This window comes from Sphingomonas sp. 1F27F7B (assembly GCF_005503355.1).
Lineage (GTDB): Bacteria > Pseudomonadota > Alphaproteobacteria > Sphingomonadales > Sphingomonadaceae > Sphingomonas.
Genome location: NZ_SCMK01000002.1, coordinates 282443 through 306609 on the forward strand (window position 1 = coordinate 282443; position 24167 = coordinate 306609).

A 24167-nucleotide genomic window follows, 5' to 3' on the forward strand; every position below is an offset into this window, starting at 1 on the left:
GGGCCGGGGCGCGGGGCGCCGGAGCCGCGGCGCGCATGGCCCCTGGGGGCGATTCGGTCAAGCGTTTATGCGTCGAGCGCGGCGCGGACGGCGGTGGCGAGCCGATCGAGATCGAAGGGCTTGGCGAGGATCGTCTCGCCCGCCACCCGCGCCGTCTCCGGCGCATAGCCGCTGGTCAGCAGCACCCTGAGCTCGGGCAGCTTGGCACGGGCGCGCGCGGCCAGCTCATGGCCGGTCAGCTCGGGCATCACCACGTCGCTGAACAGCAGCGAGACGTGCGGGGCCTTGTCGATCAGCCGCAGCGCCTCGGGCCCGTCGCGGGCACCGAGCACCTGATATCCAAGCTCGCGCAGCGCCTCGATCGAATAGTTGCGGACCCGCTCCTCGTCCTCGACGACGAGCACCACTTCGCCGGGCCGCCCCCCGGCGGGCGCCGATCCGGAGTGCTCGTGCCGCGCCGCGGGTGCCTCACCCTGATGGACGGGCAGGTAGAGATGGACGGTGGTGCCCTTGCCCGGTGCCGTCTCGATCCGCACCGCGCCGCCGGACTGGCGGACAAAGCCGAACACCTGGCTGAGCCCGAGGCCGGTTCCCTTGCCGACGCCCTTGGTGGTGAAGAAGGGATCGAAGGCGCGGGCGGCGACTTCGGGCGTCATGCCGGTGCCGCTGTCGGCCACGGCGATCTCGACATAGCTGCCCGGTTGCAGTTCCAGGGCCGCGGCCTCCGCCGCCGCGAACCGCGCATTGGCGGTGGTCAGCACCAGCCTGCCGCCGCCCGGCATCGCGTCGCGCGCATTGACCGAGAGGTTGAGGATCACATTCTCGAGCTGGCTGGGATCGGCCAGCAGGGGCGCGATGCCGGCGGGCAGCACCGTCTCCACCGTGACGTCGTCGCCCAGGGTGCGGACCAGCAGCTCGATCATGCCCTCGACCATCGCATTGGCGTCGATCGCCACGGGGGCGAGCGGCTGCTGGCGGGAGAAGGCGAGCAGCCGCTGGGTGAGGCCGGCGGCGCGGGTGGCGCCGTCGCGCGCGGCGGTGATGTATTTGCCGATGTCGCGATTGCCTTGCTTCAGCCGCCGCTCGAGCAGGTCGAGCGCGCCGATCACCACGGCGAGCATGTTGTTGAAGTCGTGCGCGATGCCGCCGGTGAGCTGCCCCACCGCTTCCATCTTCTGCGCCTGGCGCAGCCGTGCTTCGGCGGCCATCAGCTGCTCGGTCCGTTCGCGCACCGCCGCCTCCAGCGCCTCGCGCGAACGGGCGAGCACTTCGCGCGCGTCGATAATGTCCTGGATGTCGGTGCAGGTGCCGAACCAGCGCGTGATCTCGCCCCGCTCGCCCCGTACCGGCTGGGCGTTGCCCAGTACCCAGCGATACTGGCCGGAACGATGCCGCAGCCGATACTCGATCCGGTAGCGCTCGCCCGTCGCCAGGCTCCGGTCCCATGCTGCCCAGGCGCGTTCCCCGTCATCGGGGTGGAACACGTGCTTCCACCCTTCGCCATCGGTGCTGCCATGCGGCGCGCCGGTATATTCGTACCAGCGATCATTGTAATAATCGTGATGGCCGTCGGGCAGGCTCGACCAGACCATCTGGTCGATCGAATTGGCGATGGCGCGGAACTTGGCTTCGCTTTCCCGCAGGGCCGCCACGGCCTCGATGCGTTCCACTGCGTCCCAGGCCGTCTCCGCCACCGCTTCGATGAAGGCGACTTCCTCGGCCGACCAGCGGCGCGGCGCGGCCGTGTTGATCGACATCACCGCCACCCATTGCCCGCCGCGCAGCAGCGGCACGCCCACGCCCGCGCCGGCGAGGTGCGCCAGCCCCGGCGCTTCGCGGGCGATGTCGTGGAGCACCGCGGTGCGGCCGGTCCGATAGGCGCGGGCATTGTTCCCCAGCGCGTCGATCGCCAGCGTGCCTTCCAGCGGCGGCAGCGCGCCGCTGTTCCAATAGGGGCCGAAGCGCACGTGTTCACCCTGTACCCGATAGAAACCCACCCGGTCGAGCCCAAGCTGCTCGCCCAGCGCCGCCGCGGTGAAACGCATCACGGCATCGGCCGAATCCAGTGCACGCTGCTGATCGGCGAGCGCGCCGAGGAACGCCTGCGCCTCGTTCGCCTCGCGCAGCTCCTCGGCGGCGTCGCGCGCGGCTTCCTCGGCCAGCTTGCGCTCGGTGATATCGAAGGCGACCCCGGGGAAGCGCAACGGCCTGCCGTCCTCATCGAAGGTCGCGCGGCCTTGCGCGCTCACCCAGCGGGCCGTGCCGTCCGGCTGGATCAGCCGGTATTCCGCGCTGAACGGCATGCGCTCGTCAAGCGTGCGGGCGATGCTCGCTTCGAGCCGGGCGCGATCGTCGGGATGCACGTTGACGAAGAACTGCGCGATCGGCGTGCCCTTGCCGGCCAGCGCTTCGTCGACGCCGTAGAGGCGCAGGAAGCGAGCGTCCGCCGTGACCATGTCGCCGGGCACGTCCCATACCCAGGTGCCGACGCCGAGCGAGGCGTTGAGCGCGAGCTGCAAGCGCTCCTCGCTCAGCCGCAGCGCCTCTTCCGCCGCGGCGCGTTCGCTGACGTCGTTGACGACGACGAAGATGTCCGTGGTGTTCCCATGGGCATCCTTGACCGGCTGGTAGACGAAATCGAGGAAGCGCGTGTCGGGCAGGGCGCCGGCGCGGCGTTGCAGCAGCACCCGCATGCCGTCCGCGCGGAAGGGCTCGCCGCTCGCATAGACGCTGTCGAGCAAGGCGACGAAGCCCTGGTCGACCATTTCGGGCAGCGCTTCGGCCACTGTCTTGCCCAGCACCGGGCGTTCGCCGACCAGCGCCAGATATTCCGAATTGGCGAATTGGAAGCGATGCTCCGGGCCGTGGAGCAGGGCCACCGCGCCGGGCGCCTGCTCGAACAGGTCGCGCAGCCGCGCCGCTTCCGCCAGGCGCCCCCGTTCGGCCAGCACCGAGCGAGTCGTCTCGTTGCCCTGGTTGATCAGCCCGCGCACGCGGCCCTCGCCGTCGCGGATCGGCGTGAAGCTGTAGTTCCACCAGGTCTCCTGGCGGCGGCCGGCGCGCTCCATGGCCAGGAACTGGTCGTAGATCGCGAAGCCGCGCCCGTCGGCGATCACCTGCTTCATCTGCGGGCCCACTACGTCCCAGATCTCGCGCCACACGGCGCGCGCCGGCTGCCCCAGCACGCCGGGGTGGCGCTCGGCGGGGATCGGCGCCCAGGCATCGTTGTAGAGCAGGTGGAGATCCTCGCCCCAATAGATGGCAGTGGGGAAAGTCGAGGCAAGCGCCAGGCCGAGCGCGAATCTGAGCGGATCGGGCCAGGTCTCGGGCGGTCCGAGCGGGTGGCTTGCCCAATCGAACGCGCGGATTCGCGCCGCCATCTCGCCTTCGTGATCCAGAAAGCGCAGCGCAGCGTCCATGGCCTCACCGATGCGGGGGGCTCGCGCCCGAGTCAACCAACTGAGTCAACTCGACTTGGCCGCGCGGGCGGCTATGGATGGGGCAAAGGAGAGACTGATGAAGCTCGCAAGCCTGAAGAATGGCCGTGACGGCAAGCTGGTCGTGGTTTCCAACGACCTGGCCTGGTACGCCAGCGCCGACATGATTGCCCCGACGCTGCAGGCGGCGCTCGACAATTGGGATCGGGTCGAGACCGATCTCCGGAACCTCGCCACCGATCTCGACCATGAGGTGATCCCGCGCGAGCGCTTCCACGAGCGGCTCGCCGCCGCGCCGCTGCCCCGCGCCTATCAATGGGCCGATGGCTCGGCCTATGTGAACCATGTCGCGCTCGTCCGGCAGGCGCGCGGGGCGGAGATGCCCGAGAGCTTCTGGCATGATCCGCTGATGTATCAGGGCGGCAGCGACGGCTTTCTCGGCCCGCGCGATTCGATCCCGCTCGCCGACGCGGCCTGGGGCTGCGATCTCGAGGCCGAAGTGGTGGTCGTCACCGGCGACGTGCCGCTGGGCGCGAGCCGCGAGGAAGCGCTGGCGGCGATCCGGCTGGTCGGCCTCACCAACGACGTCTCGCTGCGCAACCTCATTCCCGGCGAACTGGCCAAGGGCTTCGGCTTCTTCCAGTCCAAGCCGGCCAGCGCCTTCTCCCCGGTGTTCGTCACGCCCGATTCGCTGGGCGACTGGTGGCGGGACGGCAAGCTGCACCGCAAGTTGATGGTCGATGTGAACGGCAAGCCGTTCGGCCGGGCCGAGGCCGGCATCGACATGACCTTCGACTTCGGCACGCTGGTCGCGCATGCGGCGAAGACGCGCAGGCTGGGTGCCGGCACGATCATCGGCTCGGGCACCGTCTCCAATCGCGGCGAGGATGGCGGGCCGGGCAAGCCGGTGAGCGAGGGCGGCGTCGGTTATTCGTGCATCGCCGAGATCCGCACGATCGAGACGATCCGCGGCGGCAAGCCCGAGACGCCCTTCCTCAAGGCCGGCGACACGGTGCGCATCTGGGCCGAGGACGACCGGCACCACCCGATCTTCGGCGTGATCGAGCAGACCGTCGGAGGATAGGTTGCGAACCTCGCCCGGCCTCCCGATCTCCGCGTCATGACCATGGAGAACGGCTATACGGTGTTCGAGACCGCCGCGGGTTTCGTCGCGATCGGCTGGAACGCCAGGGGCATCAACAGCCTGAGGCTGCCGGCGGGCACGGCGCGCGAGGCGGAACGGGCGCTGCTGCGGCGCCTGCCGGACGCGAAACCGGTATCGCCGCCGCCGCCGGTGCAGGCCGTGATCGACGACGCACTGCGCTATTTTGCCGGGGAGCGCGTCGACTTCGCCGGCGTGGCCGTCGATCTCGGCATGCAGGAGCCGTTTTTCGAACGCGTCTATGCCGCCGTGCGCCGGCTCGGCTGGGGCGAGACGGCGACCTATGGCGCGATCGCCCGGATGCTCGAGGCGGGGCCGGAATTCGCCCGCGACGTCGGCCAGGCCATGGCGGCCAATCCGGTGCCGCTGATCGTTCCCTGCCACCGGGTGACGGCGGCGAACGGGCGGATCGGCGGCTTCTCGGCGCCCGGCGGTGCGCTGCTGAAGGCGCAGATGCTCGCGATCGAGGGCGTCGAAGTGAAGGACGGCGTCGTCACGCGGGACCTGCCGCAGCTGGGGCTGGGCTTCTAGAAGCCGAAACTGCCCTGCCGGTCGACCAGCGGCCAGCGGCCCAGCTCGATGTGGCGATGCTCGCCGAGTATCGAGTGGATCAGCACGAAATCGGCGGCTTCCCAGCCGATCGGCTCTATCGTGCGCGTGAAGGGACGGCCCTTGCGATAGAGCAGGGTGACGTGCGGATGGAAGTCCCAGGCGGCGCGCAACAGCCCGGCGCGCGACAGGCCGTCCTGCAGCTTGCGGCCCAGCTCGGCCAAGGCACGGATCTTGCGGCCGGGGCGCAGCGCGATCGTCTCGTTGCTGCCGGAGACGCGGTCGAGCCTCACCGGCACCGGCGCCGACGAGACCTGGTCGCCGATCTCGATCAGCCGCTGCATCTCGGCATAGGGCCGGCGCGCGAAATCCTCGGTGATGGCCAGCGTGATGTGCAGCCGGTCGTTCTCGACCAGGCTCTCGGCCAGTCCGAGCTGGTCGCGCTGCACGCCGATCAGGTTGCGGGCGAGCGGCGAAGGACGGAGCGCGTAGAAGAAGCGGTTCCCGGGCATCAGTGAAAGTCCCTGGAGCGCACCGGGATCAGGTCCGGCGCCTTGAGGCTGCGGCGCGGCGGCCAGCTTTCGGCGGGGCGGCGGGGGGATGCCGGCCGGTCGCGCGGATCGATCTCGCCGCCATGCGTCGCCCCGTCGCCGGGCATGGTGGTGCGCGGCAGATCGAGCTCGCCCACTTCGCGCAGCCAGGGCGTGAGGTCGGTGATCCGTTCGGCGACGAGATGGATCACGATGCCTTCGCGCTGCACCCGGCCGGCGATCGCCAGCATCGTCGCCGACATCACCGTGCGGCGATTGGCTTCGAACCGGTCGGCCCAGAGCACGGCATTGGCGATGCCGGTCTCGTCCTCCAGCGTGACGAACACCACGCCCTTGGCGCTGCCCGGCCGCTGGCGGACGAGGATCAGGCCGGCGACTTCCGCCCGGGCGCCGTCCTTCATGTCCAGCAGGTCCGCGCATTTCGCGATCCGCCGGTCCGCCAGCCGGTCGCGCAGGAAGGAAAGCGGATGCGCGCGCAGGCTGAGCTGAGTCGCGCGATAATCCTCCACGACTTCGCGGCCCGCGGTGAGCGGCAGCAGCGCCACCTGCGGCTCGACCGTCTCGGCCACCGTTGGGCCTTCGCGCGCATCGGCCGCGGCGAACAGGTCGAGCGGCGCCTGGCCCAGCCCCTTGATCGCCCAGAGCGCCCGGCGCCGGTCGAGCCCCAGCGCCCGGAACGCATCCGCGCGCGCCAGCCGCTCGAGCGCGGCCGGCTTCACTCGGGAACGGCGCCAGACGTCCTCGATCGAGACGAAGGGCGCCTGGGCGCGGGCGCGCAGGATCGCTCCGGCATCGTCCTCGGATAGTCCCTGCACGATCCGCATGCCGAGGCGGATCGGCTGGAGGCTCGCCCAGTCCTGGTCGGTGCCGCGGAAGCGCGTGTCCCGGGTGCGCGGATTCGCTCCCTCGGGCACCATCCGCGTGTCCCAGTCGCTGTCGTTTATGCACACCGCGCGTGCCTCCACGCCGTGTGTGCGCGCGTCGCGGATCAACTGGGCGGGCGCGTAGAAGCCCATGGGCTGCGCATTGAGCAGCGCCGTGCAGAACACGTCGGGATGATGGCACTTCATCCAGCTCGAGGCATAGGCGATCTTGGCGAAGCTGGCGGCGTGGCTCTCGGGGAAGCCGTAATTGCTGAAGCCTTCGATCTGCGCGACCAGCCGTTCGGCGAAATCCTCGCTGATGCCGCGCTCGAGCATGCCGGCGATCAGCTTGGGACGGAATTCGCCGATGTCGCCGCTCGACTTGAACGTCGCCATTGCACGACGCAGCCGGTCCGCCTCGCCCGGCGTGAAGCCGGCGCCGACGATCGCGACTTGCATCGCCTGTTCCTGGAACAGCGGCACGCCCAGCGTCTTCCTCAGCACGTCCTCCAGGGCGGGGGACGGATAGTCGACCAGCTTCGGATTCTGGCGGCGCTTGAGATAGGGATGGACCATGTTGCCCTGGATCGGCCCCGGCCGGACGATCGCGACCTGGATCGCGATGTCGTAGAAGCAGGTCGGCTTCATCCGCGGCAGCATCGACATCTGCGCGCGGCTCTCGATCTGGAACACGCCGAGCGTGTCCGCCTGTTGGATCATCTCGAAGGTGAGGGGGTCCTCGCCCTGCATCAGGGGGGCGGCGAGCGTGAGGTGCGTCGCCTTGTGCGCGGCGAGCAGGTCGAAGGTGCGCCGCATGCAGCCGAGCATGCCGAGGCCGAGAATGTCGACCTTCATGAAGCCCAGCTCCTCGATGTCGAGCTTCTCCCATTCGACGACGTGCCGGTCGACCATCGCCGCGGGCTCGACGGGGATCAGGTCGTGCAGCCGGTCGCGCGTGAGCACGAAGCCGCCGGGATGCTGGGAAAGGTGACGCGGCGTGTCGACCAGCTGGCGCGCGAGCTCGAGCGTCAGCGCCAGGCGCGGATCGTTGCGGTCGAGGTTGAGGGCGTCGGCATGCCTGTCGTCGACGTCGTTCGACCAGCCCCAGACCTGGGAGGAGAGCGCCGCGGTCATGTCCTCGGGCAGCCCCATCGCCTTGCCGACTTCGCGCAAGGCGCTGCGCGAGCGGAAGCGGATCACCACCGCAGTGAGCGCGGCATGGTCGCGACCATAGGTGTCGTAGATCCACTGGATCACTTCCTCGCGCCGTTCATGCTCGAAATCGACGTCGATGTCGGGCGGTTCCTTGCGCTCGGTCGAGATGAAGCGCTCGAACAGCAGCTGGTGCACGATCGGATCGATCGAGGTGATGCCGAGCGCGAAGCAGATCACCGAATTGGCCGCGCTGCCCCGCCCCTGGCAGAGGATCTGCTGGCTCAGCGCGAACTGGACGATCGAATTGACCGTGAGGAAATAGGGCGCATAGCCCATCTGCTCGACCAGGCCGAGTTCGTGCGTGAGCAGGTCCCGGTGCGCCTGGGAAGGCTTGCCGGCGAATTTCTGCTTGAGCCCGTTCCAGGCGAGCGCGGCGAGCGCTTCCTGCGCGGTGCGGCCATGGATGACCTGCTCCTCGGGATATTGGTGCTCGAGGTCGCGCAGCGAGAAGGTGCAGCGCTCGGTGATCGCGGCGGAGGCATGGATGGCCTCGGGATAGGCGCGGAAGCGGCGCGCCATTTCCTCCGGCGACTTCAAATGCCGGTCGGCGCTGCGCTCGCGGCGGAAGCCGAGCGCGTCGATCGTGCATTTCTCGCGGATCGCCGTGACTATGTCCTGCAGCATCCGCCGGTCGGGCGTGTCGTAGAGCACGTCGCCGGTGGCGAGCGGGGTGAGGCCGAAGCGGCGGGCAGCCAGATCGAGCGCGTGCAGCCGCATCGCGTCCCCCGGGCGGCGATGCCAGGTGAGGCAGACATGGCCGCGCGCCTCGAACAGGTCCGCCATCCAGCGCAGCGCCTGGGGATCGCCGGTATCCGCCAGCCCGGGGACCAGCGCGCCGACCATCCCCTCCGCTGCCCCGGCCAGATCGTCCCAATGGAGGAAGCACCGGCCCTTCTCGCCCTTCTGCGCATCGGCGCGCGACTTGCCGAGCGTGAGCAGCCGGGTGAGCCGCGACCAGGCGGCCCGATCCTCGGGCCAGACCAGCACCGAGCTGCCGTCGACCAGGTCGAGCCGGCAGCCGGCGATCATCCGGATCGGGATGCCGGCTGCGGAAAGCTGCTCGGCGGCGACGAGCGCGCGCACCACGCCGCCCACCGAATTGCGATCGACGATGCCGAGCGCGGGCAGGCCGAGCGCCGCGCCCGTGCGGAACAGGTCCTCGGGCGAGGAGGCACCGCGCAGGAACGAGAAATGCGTGGTCACCTGGAGTTCGGCATAGGAAGCCTTGGGACTCATCCGAACACGCCGTGGAGATACCAGCTGAGATCGCCGGTCGCCGCGCGCTCGCCATCGCCCGAGCGGAACAGCCAATAGCGGCGGCCCGTCTCGTCCTCGACGCGGAAATAGTCGCGCACGCTCATCCGCTCGGCATCGCGCCTCCACCATTCGCCCTGGATGCGCTCGGGCCCGTCGGCGCACACCACCCGGTGCGGGCGGCCGCGCCAGGTGAAGCGGCGCGGGGCGTGGTCGGGCAGCTCGGCCATGACATGGTCGAGCCGTTCGGGCCGGGCGAGCAGCCGCGCCGGGCGCGGCCAGCCGGGATGCCAGGGCGGCAGGGGCGGGTTGCGATCGAGCTGGCGGACATCGTCCGGTTTCGCGTGCATCGTCCCGCGGACGGGCGGATCGAGCACCGGCGCGCACGCCAGGGACCGTTCAGGCACGTCGCTCTCCACTGGGCGCATCCGCCACATGGCCGCCGGGCCGATCCGCGTCGCCAGCGTATCGACCAGCGTGGCCAGGTCGGGTGCGGCTTCCGCGTCGAGCCGCTCGACGACCGGCTGCGCTTCGAGCGCGGCGGCGCGGCGGACATGGAGCGCGATCGCATCGATGCCGTAGCCGGGCTCGACATCCTCGATCCGGCGCCGGAGCAGGCGCAGGAGGTGCGCGCCGTCACGGCTCGGCCGGGCGAGGCCGATGCGGATGCGCTGCGGCACGCCGTCGACGCGCTCGGCGATGCATTCGAGCGCCTGCACGCCCAACCCTTCGGCCTCAAGCGCTGCGGCGAGGCGCGGCGTGAGCACACCCAGCCAATGTTCGATCGCCTCGGCAGTGGCGATCGGCTCGGCGAAGCGCTGGCGGACGGCGATCGCCTCGGGCGGGATCACCGGATGGAGCGGTTCGGCGACCTGGCCCAGCGCCTGGTCGAGCCGCAGCACCGTGCCGCTGCCGAAGCGCCGGGCGAGCGGAGCGCGGGGCAGGGCGGCGAGCTGGCCGATCCGGTCGATACCCAGCCGCCGGAGCAGCTCGACCGCCGCTTCGTCGATGCGCAGCGCCGCAGTGGGGAGGTCGGCGAGCGCTTCGGCCTGCGCACCCGGTGGGCAGATGCACGTGCCCCGGAACCGCGCCAGCGCCCAGGCGGCGCCCGGCGTGTCGGCGATGGCGAGCCGTACGGCGAAGCCGGCACGAGCGAGCAGGCGGACGATGCGCCGGGCCATCTGCTCCTCGCCGCCGAACAGGTGCGCGGTGCCGCTCAGGTCGAGGAACAGGCCGTCCGTGCCCGACAGTGCCACGACCGGAGACCAGCGCCGTGCGGCGAGGATGGCGAGGGTCCGCAGCGAGCCGCGATCGCCTTCGGGATCGGCCGGGCGGATATCGAGTCCCGGCACCTGCGCGCGCGCCTGGGTGACTGCCATGCCGGGCCGCAGCCCCAGCGCCTGGGCGGCGGGGCAGGCGGCGGCGATCTCGATGCGGCTGCCGTTGCGGAGGGAAGTGACGAGGGGAGCATATTCCTCTCCCAGCGCGCTGGGAGAGGGGGACCGCACCCGAAGGGCGTGGTGGAGGGGAGCGCCGGGCACCGGCGCATTTGCGCCGGCCCCTCCACCATTCGCTACGCGAATGGTCCCCCTCCCCGAGGCAAGCTCGGGAAGGATTTGAGATTCCCCGTGCGCCCATCTGGCGCCCGGCCGCCAATGGCCCTCGTGCTGCGCGGGCTTGCGGAGCGGGGCCTGCGGCGTGGGGAGAGCGCGCGCGTCAGGCCGCGCGCCGACGCGCCGTTCCGCCCGCCACAGCCTTTCGATCGGCCACAGGGGAAGGAAGAGCGCAGCGACCCGTTGCATCGCATGCCTCCACTATCGTCTCGAAACCCTCGCCCCCCTTTTGCCGCGCCAGCTCCAGCCGCCAGCGCGGCCGCCCGACGCCTTCCACCGGCAGCGGTGCCGAAGGCGCGCAGGTCACGCGCCAGCGGGTCACTGCCGCCGAAGGCATGCCGATCGGGTCGGCGCCTTCGCGTGCGGCGCGCTTCAGCAGCAGTGCGATCGTCCGTCCGCCCTCTGCCGCGAGCTGGAGCCGGCGCGTCGCGGTCATGTCCGCCCGCTTGGCTTCGCCGATCACCGCGCCCAGGCCGCGATGGCGCAAGCCCTCCTCCATGATCGCGAGCAGCTCGGCATCGTCCCTGGCCTCGGCATAGATCAGGCGCTTGTGATCGAGCCCCGACTGGGCGAGGCCGGGCGCGAACAGGTCGCGCCGCCGCACCACCCAGAGCACCGGGCCCCAGGCGCGTGCCGCGATTCCGGCAAGGAACAAAGTTGCCGCGCAATCATCGGCCATGTCGCGCGTGCCCGCCGCCACTTCGTGCAGCGCATCGAGCCTGAGGCCGCCATCGGCGAGCCGCGAATCGATCGCCTCGATCCCGAAGGGCAGCGCCGGGCGTCGGCGGAAACCGCCGGTCTCCAGACCGCTCAGGGTCTCGCGCAATTGCTTCAGGACGGCAGGATCGGCCATGCTGCTCACGACTCGGGAACAAGAATGTTCCTATTCTGTTCCTTATTGCCCGAGAGTCAATTGCCATTCCGCGGCACGTCCCTAAGCTCGGCTTGATTCACCGTTTTCCAGGGAGCCTTCGGAACTTGATCCGCAACCTTAGCCGCCGCCAGGCGCTTCTCGGCACCAGCGCCTTGCTCGCAACGCCTTTCATGGGGAGCTTCATGGCTCACGCCGCCGACACCGCAGACGCCTCGCCCCTGCTCGCGCCCTGGCCCGGCGGCTATGGCGGGATGCCGCCCTGGGACAAGTTCCGCGTCGAGATGTTCCCCGCCGCCTTCGAGGTTGCGATCGCCGAGCAGCGCCGGGAGATCCACGCGATCCGCGATGCGCGCGCCGCCCCCACCTTCCACACCGTGATCGAGCCGATGCAGAAGGCGGGCGACACGATGGACCGCGTCGAATCGGTCTGGGGCGTGTACGAAAGCAACCTCGCCGACAAGCAGGTCCAGGCGATCGATCGGGAATGGAGCCCGAAGCTCACCAAGGCGAATGACGAGCTGTTCCTCGACCCCCTGCTCTTCGCCCGGGTGAAGAGTGCGTATGACACGCGCGCCGGCCAGAAGCTCGATGCGCAGCAGCTGCGCCTGCTCGAGCGCAGCTATCGTGGCTTCGTCCGCCGTGGTGCGGCGCTGTCGGACGCCGATCGCGCCGAAGTCAGCCGGCTCAACCAGGCGCTCGCCAGCACTTTCTCCGATTTCAGCCGCAGGCTGCTGGCCGACGAGGAGACCTGGATCGTCCTCGATGGCGAAGCCCAGCTGGCGGGGCTCCCCGACAGCTTCAAGGCCTCGCTCGCCAGCGCGGCGGCGGATCGCGGGCTGGCCGGCAAATGGGCGGTGGTCAACACGCGCTCCTCGGTCTCGCCCTTCCTCACTTATTCGACCGACCGGGGGCTGCGCGAGAAGGTGTGGCGCGCCTTCGTGATGCGCGGCGACAATGGCAATGCGAACGACAACAAGGCCGGCATCGCCGAGATACTGAAGCTGCGCCAGCAGCGGGCGAAGCTGCTCGGCTTCAGGAACCATGCCTATTACCGCATGGACGACACCATGGCCGAGACTCCGGCCAATGCGCTGAAGCTGATGATGGCGGTATGGCCCGCCGCCCGCGCCCGCGTTGCCGAGGAAGTCGCCGACATGCAGGCGCTCGCCGATCGGGAAGGCGCCGGGATCACCATCGAGCCCTGGGACTATCGCTTCTATGCCGAGAAGGTCCGCAAGGCGAAGTACGACCTGGATGAGAGCGAGGTGAAGCCGTATCTCGAACTCGGCAACATCCTCCAGGGCGCCTTCTATGCCGCCGGCCGGCTCTACGATCTCGGCTTCCGGGAAGTGAAGGACGTGCCGGTGTTCGATCCCGCGGTGCGCACCTTCGAAGTGACCGATACGCGGACGGGAAAGAATGTCGGCATCTTCTATTTCGACGGCTATGCCCGGTCGGGCAAGCGCTCGGGCGCCTGGGCGACGCGCTATCGCGGCCAGCAGAAGTTCGGCGGCGTGCGAAACACACTCGCCTCGAACAACAATAATTTCGTCAAGGGCGGCGCGGGCGAGCCGACGCTGATCAGCCTCGACGACGCAACGACCCTGTTCCACGAGTTCGGCCATGCGATCCACAGCCTGCTCCAGAACGTGACCTATCCGGGGCTGGCCGGCACGCCGCGCGACTTCGTGGAATATCCCAGCCAGGTGAACGAGAACTGGCTGCTCACCCGCGACGTGCTGGACAAATACGCGAAACACTACAAGACCGGCGCGCCGATGCCGCAGGCGCTGGTCGACAAGATCGAGAAATCGTCGACCTTCAACCAGGGCTTCGGCACGGTCGAATATCTCGCCTGCGCGATCCTCGACATGCAGTTGCACGACCGCGAGGTGCCGGTGACTGACATCGCCGCCTTCGAGAAGGAAGCGCTGGCGGCGCTCGGCATGCCGAAGGAGATCGTGCTGCGCCACCGCATGCCGCAGTTCGGCCATCTCTTCTCGTCCGACGCCTATTCGGCCGGCTATTATTCGTACCTGTGGTCCGAGACGATGGACGCCGACACCTGGGCGGCGTTCCAGGAGACCGGCAATGTCTGGGACAAGCCGACCGCCGACCGTTTCCGCGCCACATTGCTCTCCACCGGCAACGAGACCGACCGCAAGCTCGCCTATCGCGCGTTCCGGGGCCGCGATCCGGACGTGTCGGCGCTGTTCAAGCGGCGCGGGTTTCCGGTGACCTAACCAAAGGCGATTTCGGTTCCCCGGCGAAGGCCGGGGTCCGGTTTCGGTGGAGTCGGTTGGGGTGGTCAAACCTCTCGAACGACATCGCAACTGGGCTCCGGCCTTCGCCGGGGATCAGCGGAGGGCGACAGATCCCTGATGCCGAGAAGCGGCTCTCACTTCGTCCCCGAATTCCCAGCATTCCACCCGGCATTTCAGGTCAGCACCGCTGACCTTCTTGCGCGAGGCTTTGAAATTTTATAACAATGGCGCGAAACGTGATTCCCGCGCGTTTGGCGACGGGAGCCTATGTCCGGAGAGCCCATGTCGATCGAGCGCGATCGCGCCAACCTGCCCCCGCTTGCGCTGCACGTGCCCGAGCCGCGATTCCGCCCGGGCGACGAAGCGGATTTCAGCGACATTGTGGTGCCGCCCGCGGGCGCCACCCGCCGCCCCGACACCGCCGACCGTGCCGACAGCTTCCACGAGCTGGCCTATGGCCTGGTCCGCGTCCTCGACGACGAGGGCAATGCGGTCGGTCCCTGGGATCCGCGGCTCGATGCCGAGGCCAAGCGCCGCATGCTCCGTTCGATGGCGCTCACCCGCGCGTTCGACGAACGCATGTTCCGCGCCCAGCGGCAGGGCAAGACCAGCTTCTACATGAAGTCCACCGGCGAGGAGGCCGTGTCGATCGGCGCGGCGATGGCGCTGGCCGGCGACGACATGTGCTTCCCTTCCTATCGCCAGCAGGGGATCCTCATCACGCGCGGCTATCCGATCGTGCAGATGATGAACCAGATCTACTCGAACAGGGCCGATCCGCTCGAGGGCCGCCAGCTGCCGATCATGTATTCGTCGAAGCAATTCGGATTCTTCTCGATTTCGGGCAACCTGGCGACGCAATATCCCCAGGCAGTGGGCTGGGCGATGGCGAGCGCGGCCAAGGGCGACACGCGCATCTCCGCCACCTGGTGCGGCGAGGGCTCGACGGCAGAGGGCGATTTCCACTCGGCGCTGACCTTCGCGACGGTCTACAAGGCGCCGGTCATCTTCAACGTCGTCAACAACCAATGGGCGATCTCGAGCTTCTCCGGTTTCGCCGGGGCCGAGGCGACCACCTTCGCCGCGCGCGCGATCGGCTATGGCATTGCCGGCCTGCGCGTCGACGGCAATGACGCGCTGGCGGTCTATGCCGCCACGGAATGGGCCGCCGAGCGCGCGCGGACCAACCAGGGTCCGACGCTGATCGAGCATTTCACTTATCGCGCCGAAGGCCATTCGACGTCGGACGATCCCACCGCCTATCGTTCGGCGGGCGAGCCCAATGCCTGGCCGCTCGGCGACCCGATCCGGCGGCTGAAGGAACATCTCATCGCCATCGGCGAATGGGACGAGGCGCGCCACGCCGCGCAGGACCTCGAGCTCGCCGAACTGGTCAAGGCGTCGCAGAAGGAAGCCGAAAAGAACGGCATCCTCGGCCACGGCATGCACCAGCCCTTCGAATCGATGTTCGAAGGCGTGTTCGAGACGATCCCCTGGCACCTGAAGGAACAGCAGCAGCAAATGCTGGACGAGCAGAAGGCGGCCGGCCTGTGAGCGACATGCATCTTCCATTCGTCATCCCCGCGCAGGCGGGGATCCAGGGTTTCTCTGTCCTGACGGTTCGCTCTTGGCTCTGGATCCCCGCCTTCGCGGGGATGACGGAGGTGGGTAATGACTGAAGAAACCACCACCCAGATGAACATGATCCAGGCGATCAACTCCGCCATGGACGTGATGATGGCGCGCGATCCGAACGTGATCGTGATGGGCGAGGATGTCGGCTATTTTGGCGGCGTGTTCCGCGCGACCGCCGGGCTCCAGGCCAAGTACGGCAAGGCCCGCGCCTTCGACACGCCGATCACCGAGATCGGCATCATGGGCGTGGCGATCGGCATGGGCGCCTATGGCCTGCGCCCGGTTCCCGAGATCCAGTTCGCCGATTACATCTATCCGGCGCTCGACCAGCTCGTCTCCGAAGCGGCGCGGCTGCGCTATCGCTCGGCGGCGGACTTCACTGCGCCGATCACGATCCGCTCGCCCTATGGCGGCGGTATCTTCGGCGGGCAGACGCACTCGCAGTCGCCCGAGGGCATCTTCACCCATGTCTCGGGCATGAAGACGGTGATTCCCTCGACGCCGTACGACGCCAAGGGCCTGCTGATCGCGGCGATCGAGGACAATGATCCCGTCCTCTTCCTCGAGCCCAAGCGCATCTACAACGGCCCGTTCCACGGCCATTATGATCGCCCGGCCAAGACCTGGGCCGATCATCCCGGCGCCCAGGTGCCCGAGGGCTATTACCGCGTCGAGCTGGGCAAGGCCGCGGTGGTCCGCCCTGGCGAGGCCGTGACGATCCTCTGCTACGGCACGATGGTCCATGTCGTCGCCAACACGGTCGAGGAACTGGGCGTCGACGCCGAGATCGTCGATCTGCGCACGCTGGTGCCGCTCGACATCGACACGATCGAAGCGTCGGTGAAGAAGACCGGCCGCTGCCTGATCGTGCACGAGGCGACCCGCACCTCGGGCTTCGGCGCCGAGCTTTCGGCCCAGGTGCAGGAGCGCTGCTTCTATCATCTCGAAGCCCCGATCGCACGGGTGACCGGCTTCGACACGCCCTATCCGCACAGCCTGGAATGGGCCTATTTCCCTGGCCCGGTCCGCATCGGCACCGCCCTCAAGAAGATCCTGAAGGACTGATCGCAATGGCTCGTTTCACGTTCCGCCTGCCGGACATCGGCGAAGGCATTGCCGAGGCCGAGATCGTCGCCTGGCACGTCAAGGTCGGCGACCGGGTGTCGGAGGACCAGCAGGTCGCCGACATGATGACCGACAAGGCCACGGTCGAGATGGAATCGCCCGTCTCCGGCGTGGTGGTCGAGCTGGCCGGCGAAGTCGGCGAGATGGTGGCGATCGGCTCGGGCCTGATGGTGATCGAAGTCGAGGGCGATGCCGCCGAGACTGCGCCGGCGGAGGAGCAGGTCGAGGCCGAGACTCCGGGCGTGGAAGAGGCTCAGATCCTCCCCGGAACGGGGAGGGGGACCGCCGACGAAGTCGGTGGTGGAGGGGGAGAGCCACAAGCGATTTCCTCTGCGGAGCCCCCCCTCCACCATCAGCCTGCGGCTGATGGTCCCCCTCCCCGTGCCGGGGAGGATCATAAAGTCCTGGCCTCCCCCGCGGTCCGTGCCCGTGCCAAGGATCTCGGCATCGATCTCGCCGTGGTGAAGTCGGACGGCAACCATATCCGCCACGCCGATCTCGACGCCTATCTGCGCTATGGCTCGGCACAGGGCTATCACGCCCCGCATGCCAGCCGCGCGCGTGACGACCAGCCGATCAAGGTCATCGGCATGCGCCGCCGCATCGCCGAGAACATGGCCGCCTCGAAGCGCGCCATCCCGCACTTCACTTATGTCGACGAAATCGACGTCACGGCGCTGGAGGACATGCGCGGCGACCTCAACGACAATCGCGGCGCGCGCCCCAAGCTGACCATGCTGCCTTTCCTGATCGTCGCGATCTGCCGGGCGCTGCCCGCTTTCCCGATGATCAATGCGCGGTATGACGACGAGGCCGGCGTGGTCACGCGCCATGGCCGCGTTCACCTCGGTATGGCGGCGCAGACCGATGCCGGGCTGATGGTGCCGGTGATCCGCGACGCGCAGGACAGGAATGTCTGGCAGCTCGCCGCCGAGATCAGCCGCCTGGCCGAGGCCGCGCGCACCGGCAAGGCCAAGTCGGAGGAGCTGTCGGGATCGACGCTCACCGTCACCTCGCTCGGCCCGCTCGGCGGCATCGCCACCACGCCGGTGATCAACCGTCCCGAAGTCGCGATCATCGGGCCGAACAAGATCGTCGAGCGCCCGATCTTCCGGGGGGACGAGATCGTCCGCGCCAAGCTGATGAACCTGTCGATCAGCTGCGACCACCGTGTCGTCGACGGCTGGGATGCGGCGAGCTTCGTCCAGGCAGTGAAGAAGCTGCTCGAGACGCCCGTACTGCTGTTCGCCGACTGAGCATGGCGGGGCGGGCCACCATCGCCGGTGCCGTCGCCGCCTCGCTCCCCGTCGCGATCGGCCTGTGGCTGGCGCTGCGTCACGGCCTGCCGCCGATTGCGGCCCAGCCGATGCTGTTCGCGCTCCAATGCTCGGGCGCGGTGGTGCTGCTCGCGCTGGTGCCCGGCATCGAAGCGGTGGCGCATGAGCGGCTGTTCCACCGCTCGATCGATCCGCTGGCCGGCGCCGATTCGCCGCGGCTGATCGTCAACCAGCGCTATATCCAGAACACGCTCGAGCAGCTGGCGGTGCTGCTGCCGGGCCTGTTCCTGCTCGCGCATTACGAGCCGGACCTGCGCCCGCTCGCCGCCACGGCGATCGTCTGGACGATCGGCCGCTGGGCATGGTGGATCGGCTATCACATCCATCCGCTGTGGCGCGGGCTCGGCGTCTATTCGATGTTCCTCGGGATGGTCGTGCTGCTCTGGGGCGTCGGCCGGTTCGGGTTCGAGCTGGCCGGCTGGGCCGGCGTGGCGGCGCTGCTCGGCCCCTTCGCGCTGATCGAGCTCTGGCTCTTCCGGGTGCTCCGCCGCTAGGGTGCGGCAATGCGAGACTCGCTTCAATGGCGGCCGATGACGGTGGAGGACCTCGACGGCGTCGTCGCGGTCGCCCGCATCGCCTTTCCCGACCATCCCGAGGGCCGCGCCTGTTTCGTCGAGCGGCTCGCGCTCGCGCCGGGCACCTGTTTCGTGCTGGCGCGCGCGGACCGGGTGGCCGGCTATCTGATCGCCTATCCCTGGCCGCTGGAGGCGATCCCCCCGCTCGACACGCTGCTGGGGGCATTGCCGGCGAATCGGGACAGCTGGTATCTTCACGACCTGGCGCTGCTTCCCGAAGCGCGCGGCGGCGGCAATGCCCGGGCGGGGCTCGACCTGCTGTTCGCCGGGATCGACGCCCCGATCGCGCTCGTATCGGTGAACGAATCCGCCGCCTTCTGGCAGGCGCAGGGCTTTGCGCCGATGGACGGCCCGGCGCTCGCGGCCAAGCTTTCCAGTTATGGTCCCCATGCACGTTACATGGTGCGGAGCGTCACGAAGCCGGTGTAAAGCCGGGACATGCACTTCGATCTCCTCCAGTCGATCAGCCTCGCCGGCGACATCTCCGTTCCCAATGACGACCGCGCCGGCAGTGCCCGCGGGCACGCCTGGGTGATCGACGGCGCCACCGATCTCGGCCCGCCCGGGCTGGTCGGCGCGCAGGGCGGGGCGGCCTGGCTGGCGAGCGTGGCGCAGGCGGCGTTCACCGGTTCCGTCGCGGACACCATCGGCACGCTCTATGCCGATGTCGCCGCGCACATCCTCGCCGCCTGGGCGCGCGACCGCACGCGCGACCCCGAGGATCGCTGGGAATATCCGCTCGCCTCATCGCTCGCGGTCCGGCTCGGCGCGGATGGGCTCGAGATCGGCTGGCTGGGCGATTGCGTCGGCTTTCTTCGCTCCGGCGACCAGGTCGTGCGGCTCGGCCCGGAACGGGAGATCCGCAATTCCGAGGCGGAGCGCGCCGCCAGCCTGGCCGAGCATGGCCTGGGCAGCCCCAAGCGCTCGGCGCCGATCCTCGCCAATCTCCGCGCGACTCGCGGCCGCCCCGGCATGCGGGTGCTCAGCGTGGATCCCGAGCACATGGCGCAAGTCGATACCGCCGCCGTCGCCTGCGCTCCCGGCGACGAGGTCTTCCTGATGAGCGACGGCTATGCCGCGCTGATCGACAGCTATGCCGCCTATGACGATGCCGCGTTGGTCGAGGCGATCCGCTCCCGCGGCCTCGCCGCCATTGCCGAGGAGCTGCGCGCGATCGAGCGCGCGGACGCCGCCTGCACCCGCTTTCCGCGCTTCAAGGCATCGGACGACGCCACGGCCCTGTGGCTCCGCATCGGAGGCTGAGATGCACTGGATCCTGCGCTACGCCATCGCGCCCGACTATCTCGAGCGCCGCACCGCCTTTCGCGACGCGCATCTGGCCCTGGCCTGGGCCAGCGCGGACGCAGGCGCGCTGATCCTGGGCGGCGCGCTCGGCGATCCGCCCGAGAGCGCCTTGCTGCTCTTCGCCAGCGAAGCGGCCGCGCGGGCCTTTGCCGGTGCCGATCCCTATGTCGCGAACGGACTGGTGACGCATTGGGAAGTGCTGCCGTGGAACACGGTGGTCGGGCGCGAGGCGGCGAACCCGGTGCGGCCCGCCGCCTGAGCCCGGCTATTCCCTGGCGTAGATCGAGCGGCTGAGCGCATCGCGCACCTGGTCGCGGCCGGCGGTGACGCGCTCGCGGCTCTCCCGGTCGATCGCACCGGCCTGTTCGGCCACTGCCCGGCGCCTGGCGCCGAGCGCGGCGAAGGTCGCCGCATCCGCGCCGTTGCGGAAGCCGAAATAGCCATTGGCATTGTACCAGCTCTTGCGGGCGAGCAGCGTGCAGAGTTCGGCGGTGGCGTCGAGCATCGCCTGCTGGTTGGCGAGCAGCGGATCGGCCTTCGCGTCGCCGGCGATCCTGGCGATGCCCAGCTTGGCCGCCCTGGGCAGGCTCGCGCTTCCGATCATTTCGGCCAGCGCCTTGTGCCGTGCCATGCGTGCCAGGCTCTGCTCGGCGGCCAGCGTCCGGATCGGCTCGATCGCCTTGCAATTGCCGATGGCATGCGGGTTCTGCTGCAGCAGATAGGGGCTGTTGAGCGCTCCGGCGCCGAACTTGTCCAACGCATCGGCAAAGGCGCGCTGCGCGGCGACATCGGCCTGCACCGCCTCGGCATAGAGTTGCGAGACCGGGCCGCGCGCGGCCGCTCCGGCGGGCAGGAGCGGGGTTCCGTCCGCCGCCAGCTCGATCTCGGCGAAGCTGCTCGCATCGGCGCGCGACTGGGTCTGGAACTGGCCGTGTGCGATTGCCGCCGCGCCGGCCCCGGCGCCGATCAGCAATGCCAGCGAGCCGAGCTTCCACACCAGGCTCGCCCGGCGCGTCGTCGCCAGAAAGCCGATCAGCCACAATACCAGCCCCGCTGCGGCGCCGCCGATCAGCAGCGCCGGAAACGGCAGCGGCGAGCCGAAGCGCGGCCCCAGCAACGCCGCGAGCACCAGCACGGCGCCCCCGGCAAGAGTCGCGATCAGCGGATGGCCGTGCGGGCCTTCCTCATCCCAATTGTCCGACATGATTTCCCCCAGTTCTTGGCGACAGCCTAGCGGCGAAGCGCTTCGGTGCAATCGCTTTGGCGGTCCCAAGCGGGCCTTGCTTGCGCCGCGCGCCCGCCCCGCGCAAGGAGCCCGGATGACCACCGCCACCGCTACCGAACGCGCATCCGGCCACAGGGGGCTTGCCCTCGCCATCGGCGCCTATGGCATCTGGGGTTTCCTGCCGCTCTATTTCCATGTCCTGGCCAGCGTGCCGGCGCTGCAGATCCTGGCCCACCGTATCGTCTGGTCGGTGCTGTTCCTCGGCGTGCTGGTCTTCGCGCTCGGCCGGGCGGGGGCGATCTGGCGTGCGGCGCGCGGGCGCACCCTGTTGCTGCTCTGCGCCAGCGCCACGCTGATCGCGATCAACTGGTTCGTCTATATCTGGTCGGTCGAGACCGGCCATGTGCTCGAAGCGAGCCTGGGCTATTTCATCAACCCGCTGGTCAATGTCGCGCTCGGCATGCTCGTACTCGGCGAGCGGCTGCGGCGTTGGCAGGGGGCGGCGATCGCGGTGGCCGGCGCGGGTGTGCTCGTGATGGCGCTCGACGGCGGCGGGGCGATCCTGATCTCGCTCGCGCTCGCCTTCAGCTTCGGCTTCTACGGGCTGGTCCGCAAGATAGTGGCGATCGATTCGCTGGGCGGGCTCACCGTCGAGACGATCCTGCTGGTTCCCTTCGCCGCCCTGTGGCTGGTCTACAGCATGGGGCAGGGGACGAGTGGCTTTGGCGTATCGACCGGGCAGAGCGCGCTGCTCCTCGCCGCGGGCGTGATCACCGCGACGCCGCTGCTGATGTTCGCCGCCGCCGCCCGGCTGATGCCGCTCTCGATGCTCGGGCTGCTCCAATATATCGCGCCAACCATCCAGTTCTTCGTCGCGATCGCGCTGGGCGAGCCGCTGCGCACCGTGCACCTGATCACTTTTGCGCTGATCTGGACGGGCTGCGCGCTCTATGCCTGGGACAGTCTGCGCGCGGCCCGCGCCCCCCGGCCCGCGGACGTCTAGGGTGAGAACCCGATCAAGACCTTGATTTCGTTCGTCATCCCCGCGGAGGCGGGGATCCAGGGCCAAGGTTGGGGTGCGCGCGGCAGGTCCAGCCCTCTCCAGAGAGCGTTCGCGGGATGGCATCGATGTTCCATACTACCCTGGATCCCCGCCTGCGCGGGGATGACGGGGTTCGCTGAATGAGTCCTCAGCCTAGACCCCGCTTCGGATCCAGGATTTTCGCCGACGGAGCTGCCTCTGTCGGGCCCCCTGTCGCGCCCGAAGCCCGTGCCGTCGCGGAAACAGTGCAGATCCGTCGAAATATTCAACCGATCGGTTGACTATTGCCGTCGTCGATGGAATATTAAACCATATGGTTGAATATAGACTCGACGCCACGTTCCATGCGCTTGCCGATCCCACGCGGCGCGGCATGCTCGCTCATCTCTCGCTCGGCGAGAAATCGATCGGCGAGCTGGCCGAGCCCTTCTCGATGACGTTCGCCGGGGCGGCCAAGCATGTGAAGGTGCTCGAGGGCGCGGGCCTTGTCGCCCGCCGCAAGGTGGGACGCAGCTATATGTGCGCCTTGAAGCCCGATCCGCTCGCCGAGGCCGAGAAATGGCTGAAGCAATGGGAGAAGTTCTGGACCATCCGCCTCGATGCGCTCGAAGCGATCATCGCCGCGGACCAGCGGGAGAAGCCCGAATGACGCATGCCACGCCCTTTCTGATGTTCCAGGGCGGCAAGGGCCAGGCGGCGCTCGATTTCTATGTCGAGACCGTTCCCGGCAGCCGGATCGAATCGGTCGAGCGCTTCGGGCCCGACGGGCCGGGGCCGGAAGGCACGATCATCCGCGCCCATGCGGTGATCGCGGGGCAGAAGGTGATGGTCCATGACAGTTTCGTCACCCATGGCTTCGATTTCACGCCGTCCTGGTCCTTCTTCCTCGACGTGGAGGATCGCGAGACGTTCGACCGGCTGTTCGCGGCCTTGTCCGCGGAGGGCGGCGTGCTGATGCCGCCCGATGATTATGGCTGGAGCAGCCGGTTCGGCTGGGCGAACGACCGGTTCGGCATCTCCTGGCAGGTCAATCTCGCATGAGCGCGCCGGTGATCCTCACCGTAACCCGCGCATTCGCGGCACGCCCGGAGCGGGTGTTCGACGCGTGGCTCGATCCCGGGCAGGCGGCGCGCTTCCTCTTCGCCACCCCTGAGGGCGAGATGATCCGCTGCGACATCGATGCCCGTGTCGGCGGCCGGGGACTGATCGTGGAGCGGCGCGTCGGGGGCGACGCACATCACCGCATCCGGTTCGAGGCGATCGATCGTCCGCGCCGCCTCGTCTTCCTCTTCTCGGCCGATCCGGCGGAGGAAGGCGAATGGACGCGCGTCGCGATCGACATCGCGCCCACGCCCATGGGCTGCGCGCTCACTCTCACCCATGAAATGGACCCCGCCTGGGCAAGCTATGAGGAGCAGACCCGCAAGGGCTGGACGATGATCCTCGAAAGCCTGGGCCGTATCACGGAGACGGAAAATGGCTGACACACTGACTGCCGACACGATCACCCCGCAGATGCTCCGATTCGAGCGCGACCTTGCCGCGCCGATCGAGACGGTGTGGCAATATCTGGTCGATCCCGAGCTGCGCGCCCGCTGGTTCATGGGCGGCCCCACCGAGCCGCGCGTAGGCGGCAAGCTCGGCCTGACCTTCAACCATCAGGACCTGTCCGACGGCGATGTGCCCAATCCCGAGCGCTATGCCCAGCACGAGGGCAAGGCCTGGTCGGAGACGATCCTGGAGATCGAGCCGCCGCATTTCCTGGTCTTCACCTGGGACAATGGCGAGGCGGGCGAAGTGAAGATCGAGCTCTTCGCCTTCTCGCCGGAGCGCACGCGCCTCGTCCTCACGCACAACCGCCTGCGCGGGCCGGAGGATGCGCGCAACTTCGGCGGCGGCTGGGCCGCGCATCTCGCGGTGCTGCAGAAGCGCCTGGCCGGCGAGCATGTCGCCAGCTTCTGGGACCTGCACGCGGAGGCGGAGCGGCGCGCGGCGGAGGCCGTCGGGCTCGGCTGAGGCGGGGCGCGGCCGTCCGGCCTTGCAATGTAGGATTCCGCCCGCTTGGCTCGTGCGGCCGGGCCGCTCGCCCGGCCGCTCTTTCTCAATGGGAAGAATTCGGGGAAGCTCCCCGATCCGGGTGT

At 69.0% G+C, this 24167-nt stretch carries 21 protein-coding genes; 15 read left to right on the forward strand and 6 right to left on the reverse strand.

What is annotated here, in order from left to right; genetic code table 11:
* Positions 1–65 precede the first annotated feature (65 nt).
* On the reverse strand, positions 66–3419 hold the full coding sequence (locus FFS08_RS03125) for a PAS domain-containing protein (RefSeq protein ID WP_249341009.1): 3354 nt from the start codon (positions 3417–3419) through the stop codon (positions 66–68).
* A 97-nt stretch (positions 3420–3516) separates the two neighbouring features.
* Between FFS08_RS03125 and FFS08_RS03130 the strand changes: the two genes are divergently transcribed.
* A complete protein-coding gene (locus tag FFS08_RS03130; protein WP_137861823.1) occupies positions 3517–4521 on the forward strand; it encodes a fumarylacetoacetate hydrolase family protein in 1005 nt (334 codons plus the stop codon).
* A 36-nt stretch (positions 4522–4557) separates the two neighbouring features.
* Positions 4558–5130, forward strand: a complete 573-nt coding sequence (locus FFS08_RS03135) for a methylated-DNA--[protein]-cysteine S-methyltransferase (protein WP_137861822.1) — start codon at positions 4558–4560, stop codon at positions 5128–5130.
* Here the strand turns inward: FFS08_RS03135 and FFS08_RS03140 are convergent.
* From FFS08_RS03140 to FFS08_RS03155, 4 genes are all read right to left on the reverse strand, one after another.
* Positions 5127–5660, reverse strand: coding sequence for a 2'-5' RNA ligase family protein (locus FFS08_RS03140; RefSeq protein ID WP_137861821.1), 534 nt, complete (start codon positions 5658–5660; stop codon positions 5127–5129). The two genes, FFS08_RS03135 and FFS08_RS03140, sit on opposite strands and share 4 nt — an antisense overlap.
* Positions 5660–9013, reverse strand: coding sequence for an error-prone DNA polymerase (locus tag FFS08_RS03145; RefSeq protein WP_137861820.1), 3354 nt, complete (start codon positions 9011–9013; stop codon positions 5660–5662). Before FFS08_RS03145 ends, FFS08_RS03140 begins: the two co-directional genes overlap by 1 nt.
* The gene (locus tag FFS08_RS03150; protein WP_249341008.1) at positions 9010–10539 is read right to left on the reverse strand and encodes a DUF6504 family protein; all 1530 of its coding nucleotides are present in this window, start codon (positions 10537–10539) and stop codon (positions 9010–9012) included. The genes FFS08_RS03145 and FFS08_RS03150 overlap by 4 nt, the downstream gene beginning before the upstream one ends.
* Before the next feature lie 208 nt (positions 10540–10747).
* Complete coding sequence (locus FFS08_RS03155; RefSeq protein ID WP_137861818.1) at positions 10748–11497, reverse strand: ImuA family protein; 750 nt, start codon at positions 11495–11497, stop codon at positions 10748–10750.
* Positions 11498–11622: 125 nt separating this feature from the next.
* Here FFS08_RS03155 and FFS08_RS03160 point away from each other — a divergent pair, with 125 nt between their 5' ends.
* From FFS08_RS03160 to FFS08_RS03195, 8 genes are all read left to right on the forward strand, one after another.
* On the forward strand, positions 11623–13761 hold the full coding sequence (locus FFS08_RS03160) for a M3 family metallopeptidase (protein ID WP_249341007.1): 2139 nt from the start codon (positions 11623–11625) through the stop codon (positions 13759–13761).
* A 303-nt stretch (positions 13762–14064) separates the two neighbouring features.
* Positions 14065–15336 carry a 3-methyl-2-oxobutanoate dehydrogenase (2-methylpropanoyl-transferring) subunit alpha gene (locus FFS08_RS03165; protein WP_137861817.1) on the forward strand — a complete coding sequence of 424 codons (1272 nt, stop codon included), beginning with the start codon at positions 14065–14067 and terminating at the stop codon, positions 15334–15336.
* A 141-nt stretch (positions 15337–15477) separates the two neighbouring features.
* A complete protein-coding gene (locus tag FFS08_RS03170) occupies positions 15478–16482 on the forward strand; it encodes an alpha-ketoacid dehydrogenase subunit beta (RefSeq protein WP_137861938.1) in 1005 nt (334 codons plus the stop codon).
* 5 nt (positions 16483–16487) lie between these two features.
* Entirely contained in the window at positions 16488–17798 is a 1311-nt protein-coding gene (locus FFS08_RS03175) for a dihydrolipoamide acetyltransferase family protein (protein WP_137861816.1), read from the forward strand.
* Positions 17799–17800: 2 nt separating this feature from the next.
* Positions 17801–18373, forward strand: a complete 573-nt coding sequence (locus FFS08_RS03180; RefSeq protein ID WP_137861815.1) for an MAPEG family protein — start codon at positions 17801–17803, stop codon at positions 18371–18373.
* Positions 18374–18382: 9 nt separating this feature from the next.
* Positions 18383–18883, forward strand: a complete 501-nt coding sequence (locus tag FFS08_RS03185) for a GNAT family N-acetyltransferase (RefSeq protein ID WP_212741947.1) — start codon at positions 18383–18385, stop codon at positions 18881–18883.
* Positions 18884–18892: 9 nt separating this feature from the next.
* The gene (locus FFS08_RS03190) at positions 18893–19717 is read left to right on the forward strand and encodes a protein phosphatase 2C domain-containing protein (RefSeq protein ID WP_137861814.1); all 825 of its coding nucleotides are present in this window, start codon (positions 18893–18895) and stop codon (positions 19715–19717) included.
* A gap of 1 nt (position 19718) precedes the next feature.
* Positions 19719–20018 (forward strand): YciI-like protein, encoded by a 300-nt coding sequence (locus tag FFS08_RS03195; RefSeq protein ID WP_137861813.1) that lies wholly within the window; start codon positions 19719–19721, stop codon positions 20016–20018.
* A 6-nt stretch (positions 20019–20024) separates the two neighbouring features.
* On the opposite strand, the gene FFS08_RS03200 is transcribed toward FFS08_RS03195, so the two are convergent.
* Positions 20025–20963, reverse strand: coding sequence for a hypothetical protein (locus tag FFS08_RS03200; RefSeq protein WP_137861812.1), 939 nt, complete (start codon positions 20961–20963; stop codon positions 20025–20027).
* Positions 20964–21078: 115 nt separating this feature from the next.
* On the opposite strand from FFS08_RS03200, the gene rarD reads away from it, so the two are divergent.
* The 5 genes from rarD (at position 21079) to FFS08_RS03225 (ending at position 24042) form a co-directional block, all read left to right on the forward strand.
* Entirely contained in the window at positions 21079–21987 is a 909-nt protein-coding gene (gene rarD, locus FFS08_RS03205) for an EamA family transporter RarD (protein ID WP_137861811.1), read from the forward strand.
* Positions 21988–22339: 352 nt separating this feature from the next.
* Complete coding sequence (locus tag FFS08_RS03210) at positions 22340–22675, forward strand: ArsR/SmtB family transcription factor (RefSeq protein WP_137861810.1); 336 nt, start codon at positions 22340–22342, stop codon at positions 22673–22675.
* Entirely contained in the window at positions 22672–23067 is a 396-nt protein-coding gene (locus tag FFS08_RS03215; protein WP_137861809.1) for a VOC family protein, read from the forward strand. The genes FFS08_RS03210 and FFS08_RS03215 overlap by 4 nt, the downstream gene beginning before the upstream one ends.
* An 8-nt stretch (positions 23068–23075) precedes the next feature.
* Positions 23076–23510: an SRPBCC family protein gene (locus FFS08_RS03220; protein WP_212741948.1), complete on the forward strand. Its 435-nt coding sequence runs from the start codon at positions 23076–23078 to the stop codon at positions 23508–23510.
* Positions 23503–24042: an SRPBCC family protein gene (locus tag FFS08_RS03225; protein ID WP_212741949.1), complete on the forward strand. Its 540-nt coding sequence runs from the start codon at positions 23503–23505 to the stop codon at positions 24040–24042. The genes FFS08_RS03220 and FFS08_RS03225 overlap by 8 nt, the downstream gene beginning before the upstream one ends.
* Positions 24043–24167: the final 125 nt, after the last annotated feature.

Excerpts from the sequence above, each read along its gene's own strand:
- FFS08_RS03225 (WP_212741949.1), top strand. The coding sequence starts at position 23,503 with ATGGCTGACACACTGACTGCCGACACGATCACCCCGCAGATGCTCCGA.
- FFS08_RS03190 (WP_137861814.1), top strand. The coding sequence starts at position 18,893 with ATGCACTTCGATCTCCTCCAGTCGATCAGCCTCGCCGGCGACATCTCC.
- FFS08_RS03125 (WP_249341009.1), bottom strand. The coding sequence starts at position 3,419 with ATGGACGCTGCGCTGCGCTTTCTGGATCACGAAGGCGAGATGGCGGCG.
- FFS08_RS03185 (WP_212741947.1), top strand. The coding sequence starts at position 18,383 with ATGCGAGACTCGCTTCAATGGCGGCCGATGACGGTGGAGGACCTCGAC.
- FFS08_RS03175 (WP_137861816.1), top strand. The coding sequence starts at position 16,488 with ATGGCTCGTTTCACGTTCCGCCTGCCGGACATCGGCGAAGGCATTGCC.
- FFS08_RS03215 (WP_137861809.1), top strand. The coding sequence starts at position 22,672 with ATGACGCATGCCACGCCCTTTCTGATGTTCCAGGGCGGCAAGGGCCAG.
- FFS08_RS03200 (WP_137861812.1), bottom strand. The coding sequence starts at position 20,963 with ATGTCGGACAATTGGGATGAGGAAGGCCCGCACGGCCATCCGCTGATC.
- FFS08_RS03180 (WP_137861815.1), top strand. The coding sequence starts at position 17,801 with ATGGCGGGGCGGGCCACCATCGCCGGTGCCGTCGCCGCCTCGCTCCCC.
- FFS08_RS03130 (WP_137861823.1), top strand. The coding sequence starts at position 3,517 with ATGAAGCTCGCAAGCCTGAAGAATGGCCGTGACGGCAAGCTGGTCGTG.
- FFS08_RS03145 (WP_137861820.1), bottom strand. The coding sequence starts at position 9,013 with ATGAGTCCCAAGGCTTCCTATGCCGAACTCCAGGTGACCACGCATTTC.
- FFS08_RS03140 (WP_137861821.1), bottom strand. The coding sequence starts at position 5,660 with ATGCCCGGGAACCGCTTCTTCTACGCGCTCCGTCCTTCGCCGCTCGCC.
- FFS08_RS03170 (WP_137861938.1), top strand. The coding sequence starts at position 15,478 with ATGAACATGATCCAGGCGATCAACTCCGCCATGGACGTGATGATGGCG.
- FFS08_RS03210 (WP_137861810.1), top strand. The coding sequence starts at position 22,340 with ATGGTTGAATATAGACTCGACGCCACGTTCCATGCGCTTGCCGATCCC.
- FFS08_RS03135 (WP_137861822.1), top strand. The coding sequence starts at position 4,558 with ATGACCATGGAGAACGGCTATACGGTGTTCGAGACCGCCGCGGGTTTC.
- FFS08_RS03155 (WP_137861818.1), bottom strand. The coding sequence starts at position 11,497 with ATGGCCGATCCTGCCGTCCTGAAGCAATTGCGCGAGACCCTGAGCGGT.
- FFS08_RS03195 (WP_137861813.1), top strand. The coding sequence starts at position 19,719 with ATGCACTGGATCCTGCGCTACGCCATCGCGCCCGACTATCTCGAGCGC.
- FFS08_RS03165 (WP_137861817.1), top strand. The coding sequence starts at position 14,065 with ATGTCGATCGAGCGCGATCGCGCCAACCTGCCCCCGCTTGCGCTGCAC.
- rarD (WP_137861811.1), top strand. The coding sequence starts at position 21,079 with ATGACCACCGCCACCGCTACCGAACGCGCATCCGGCCACAGGGGGCTT.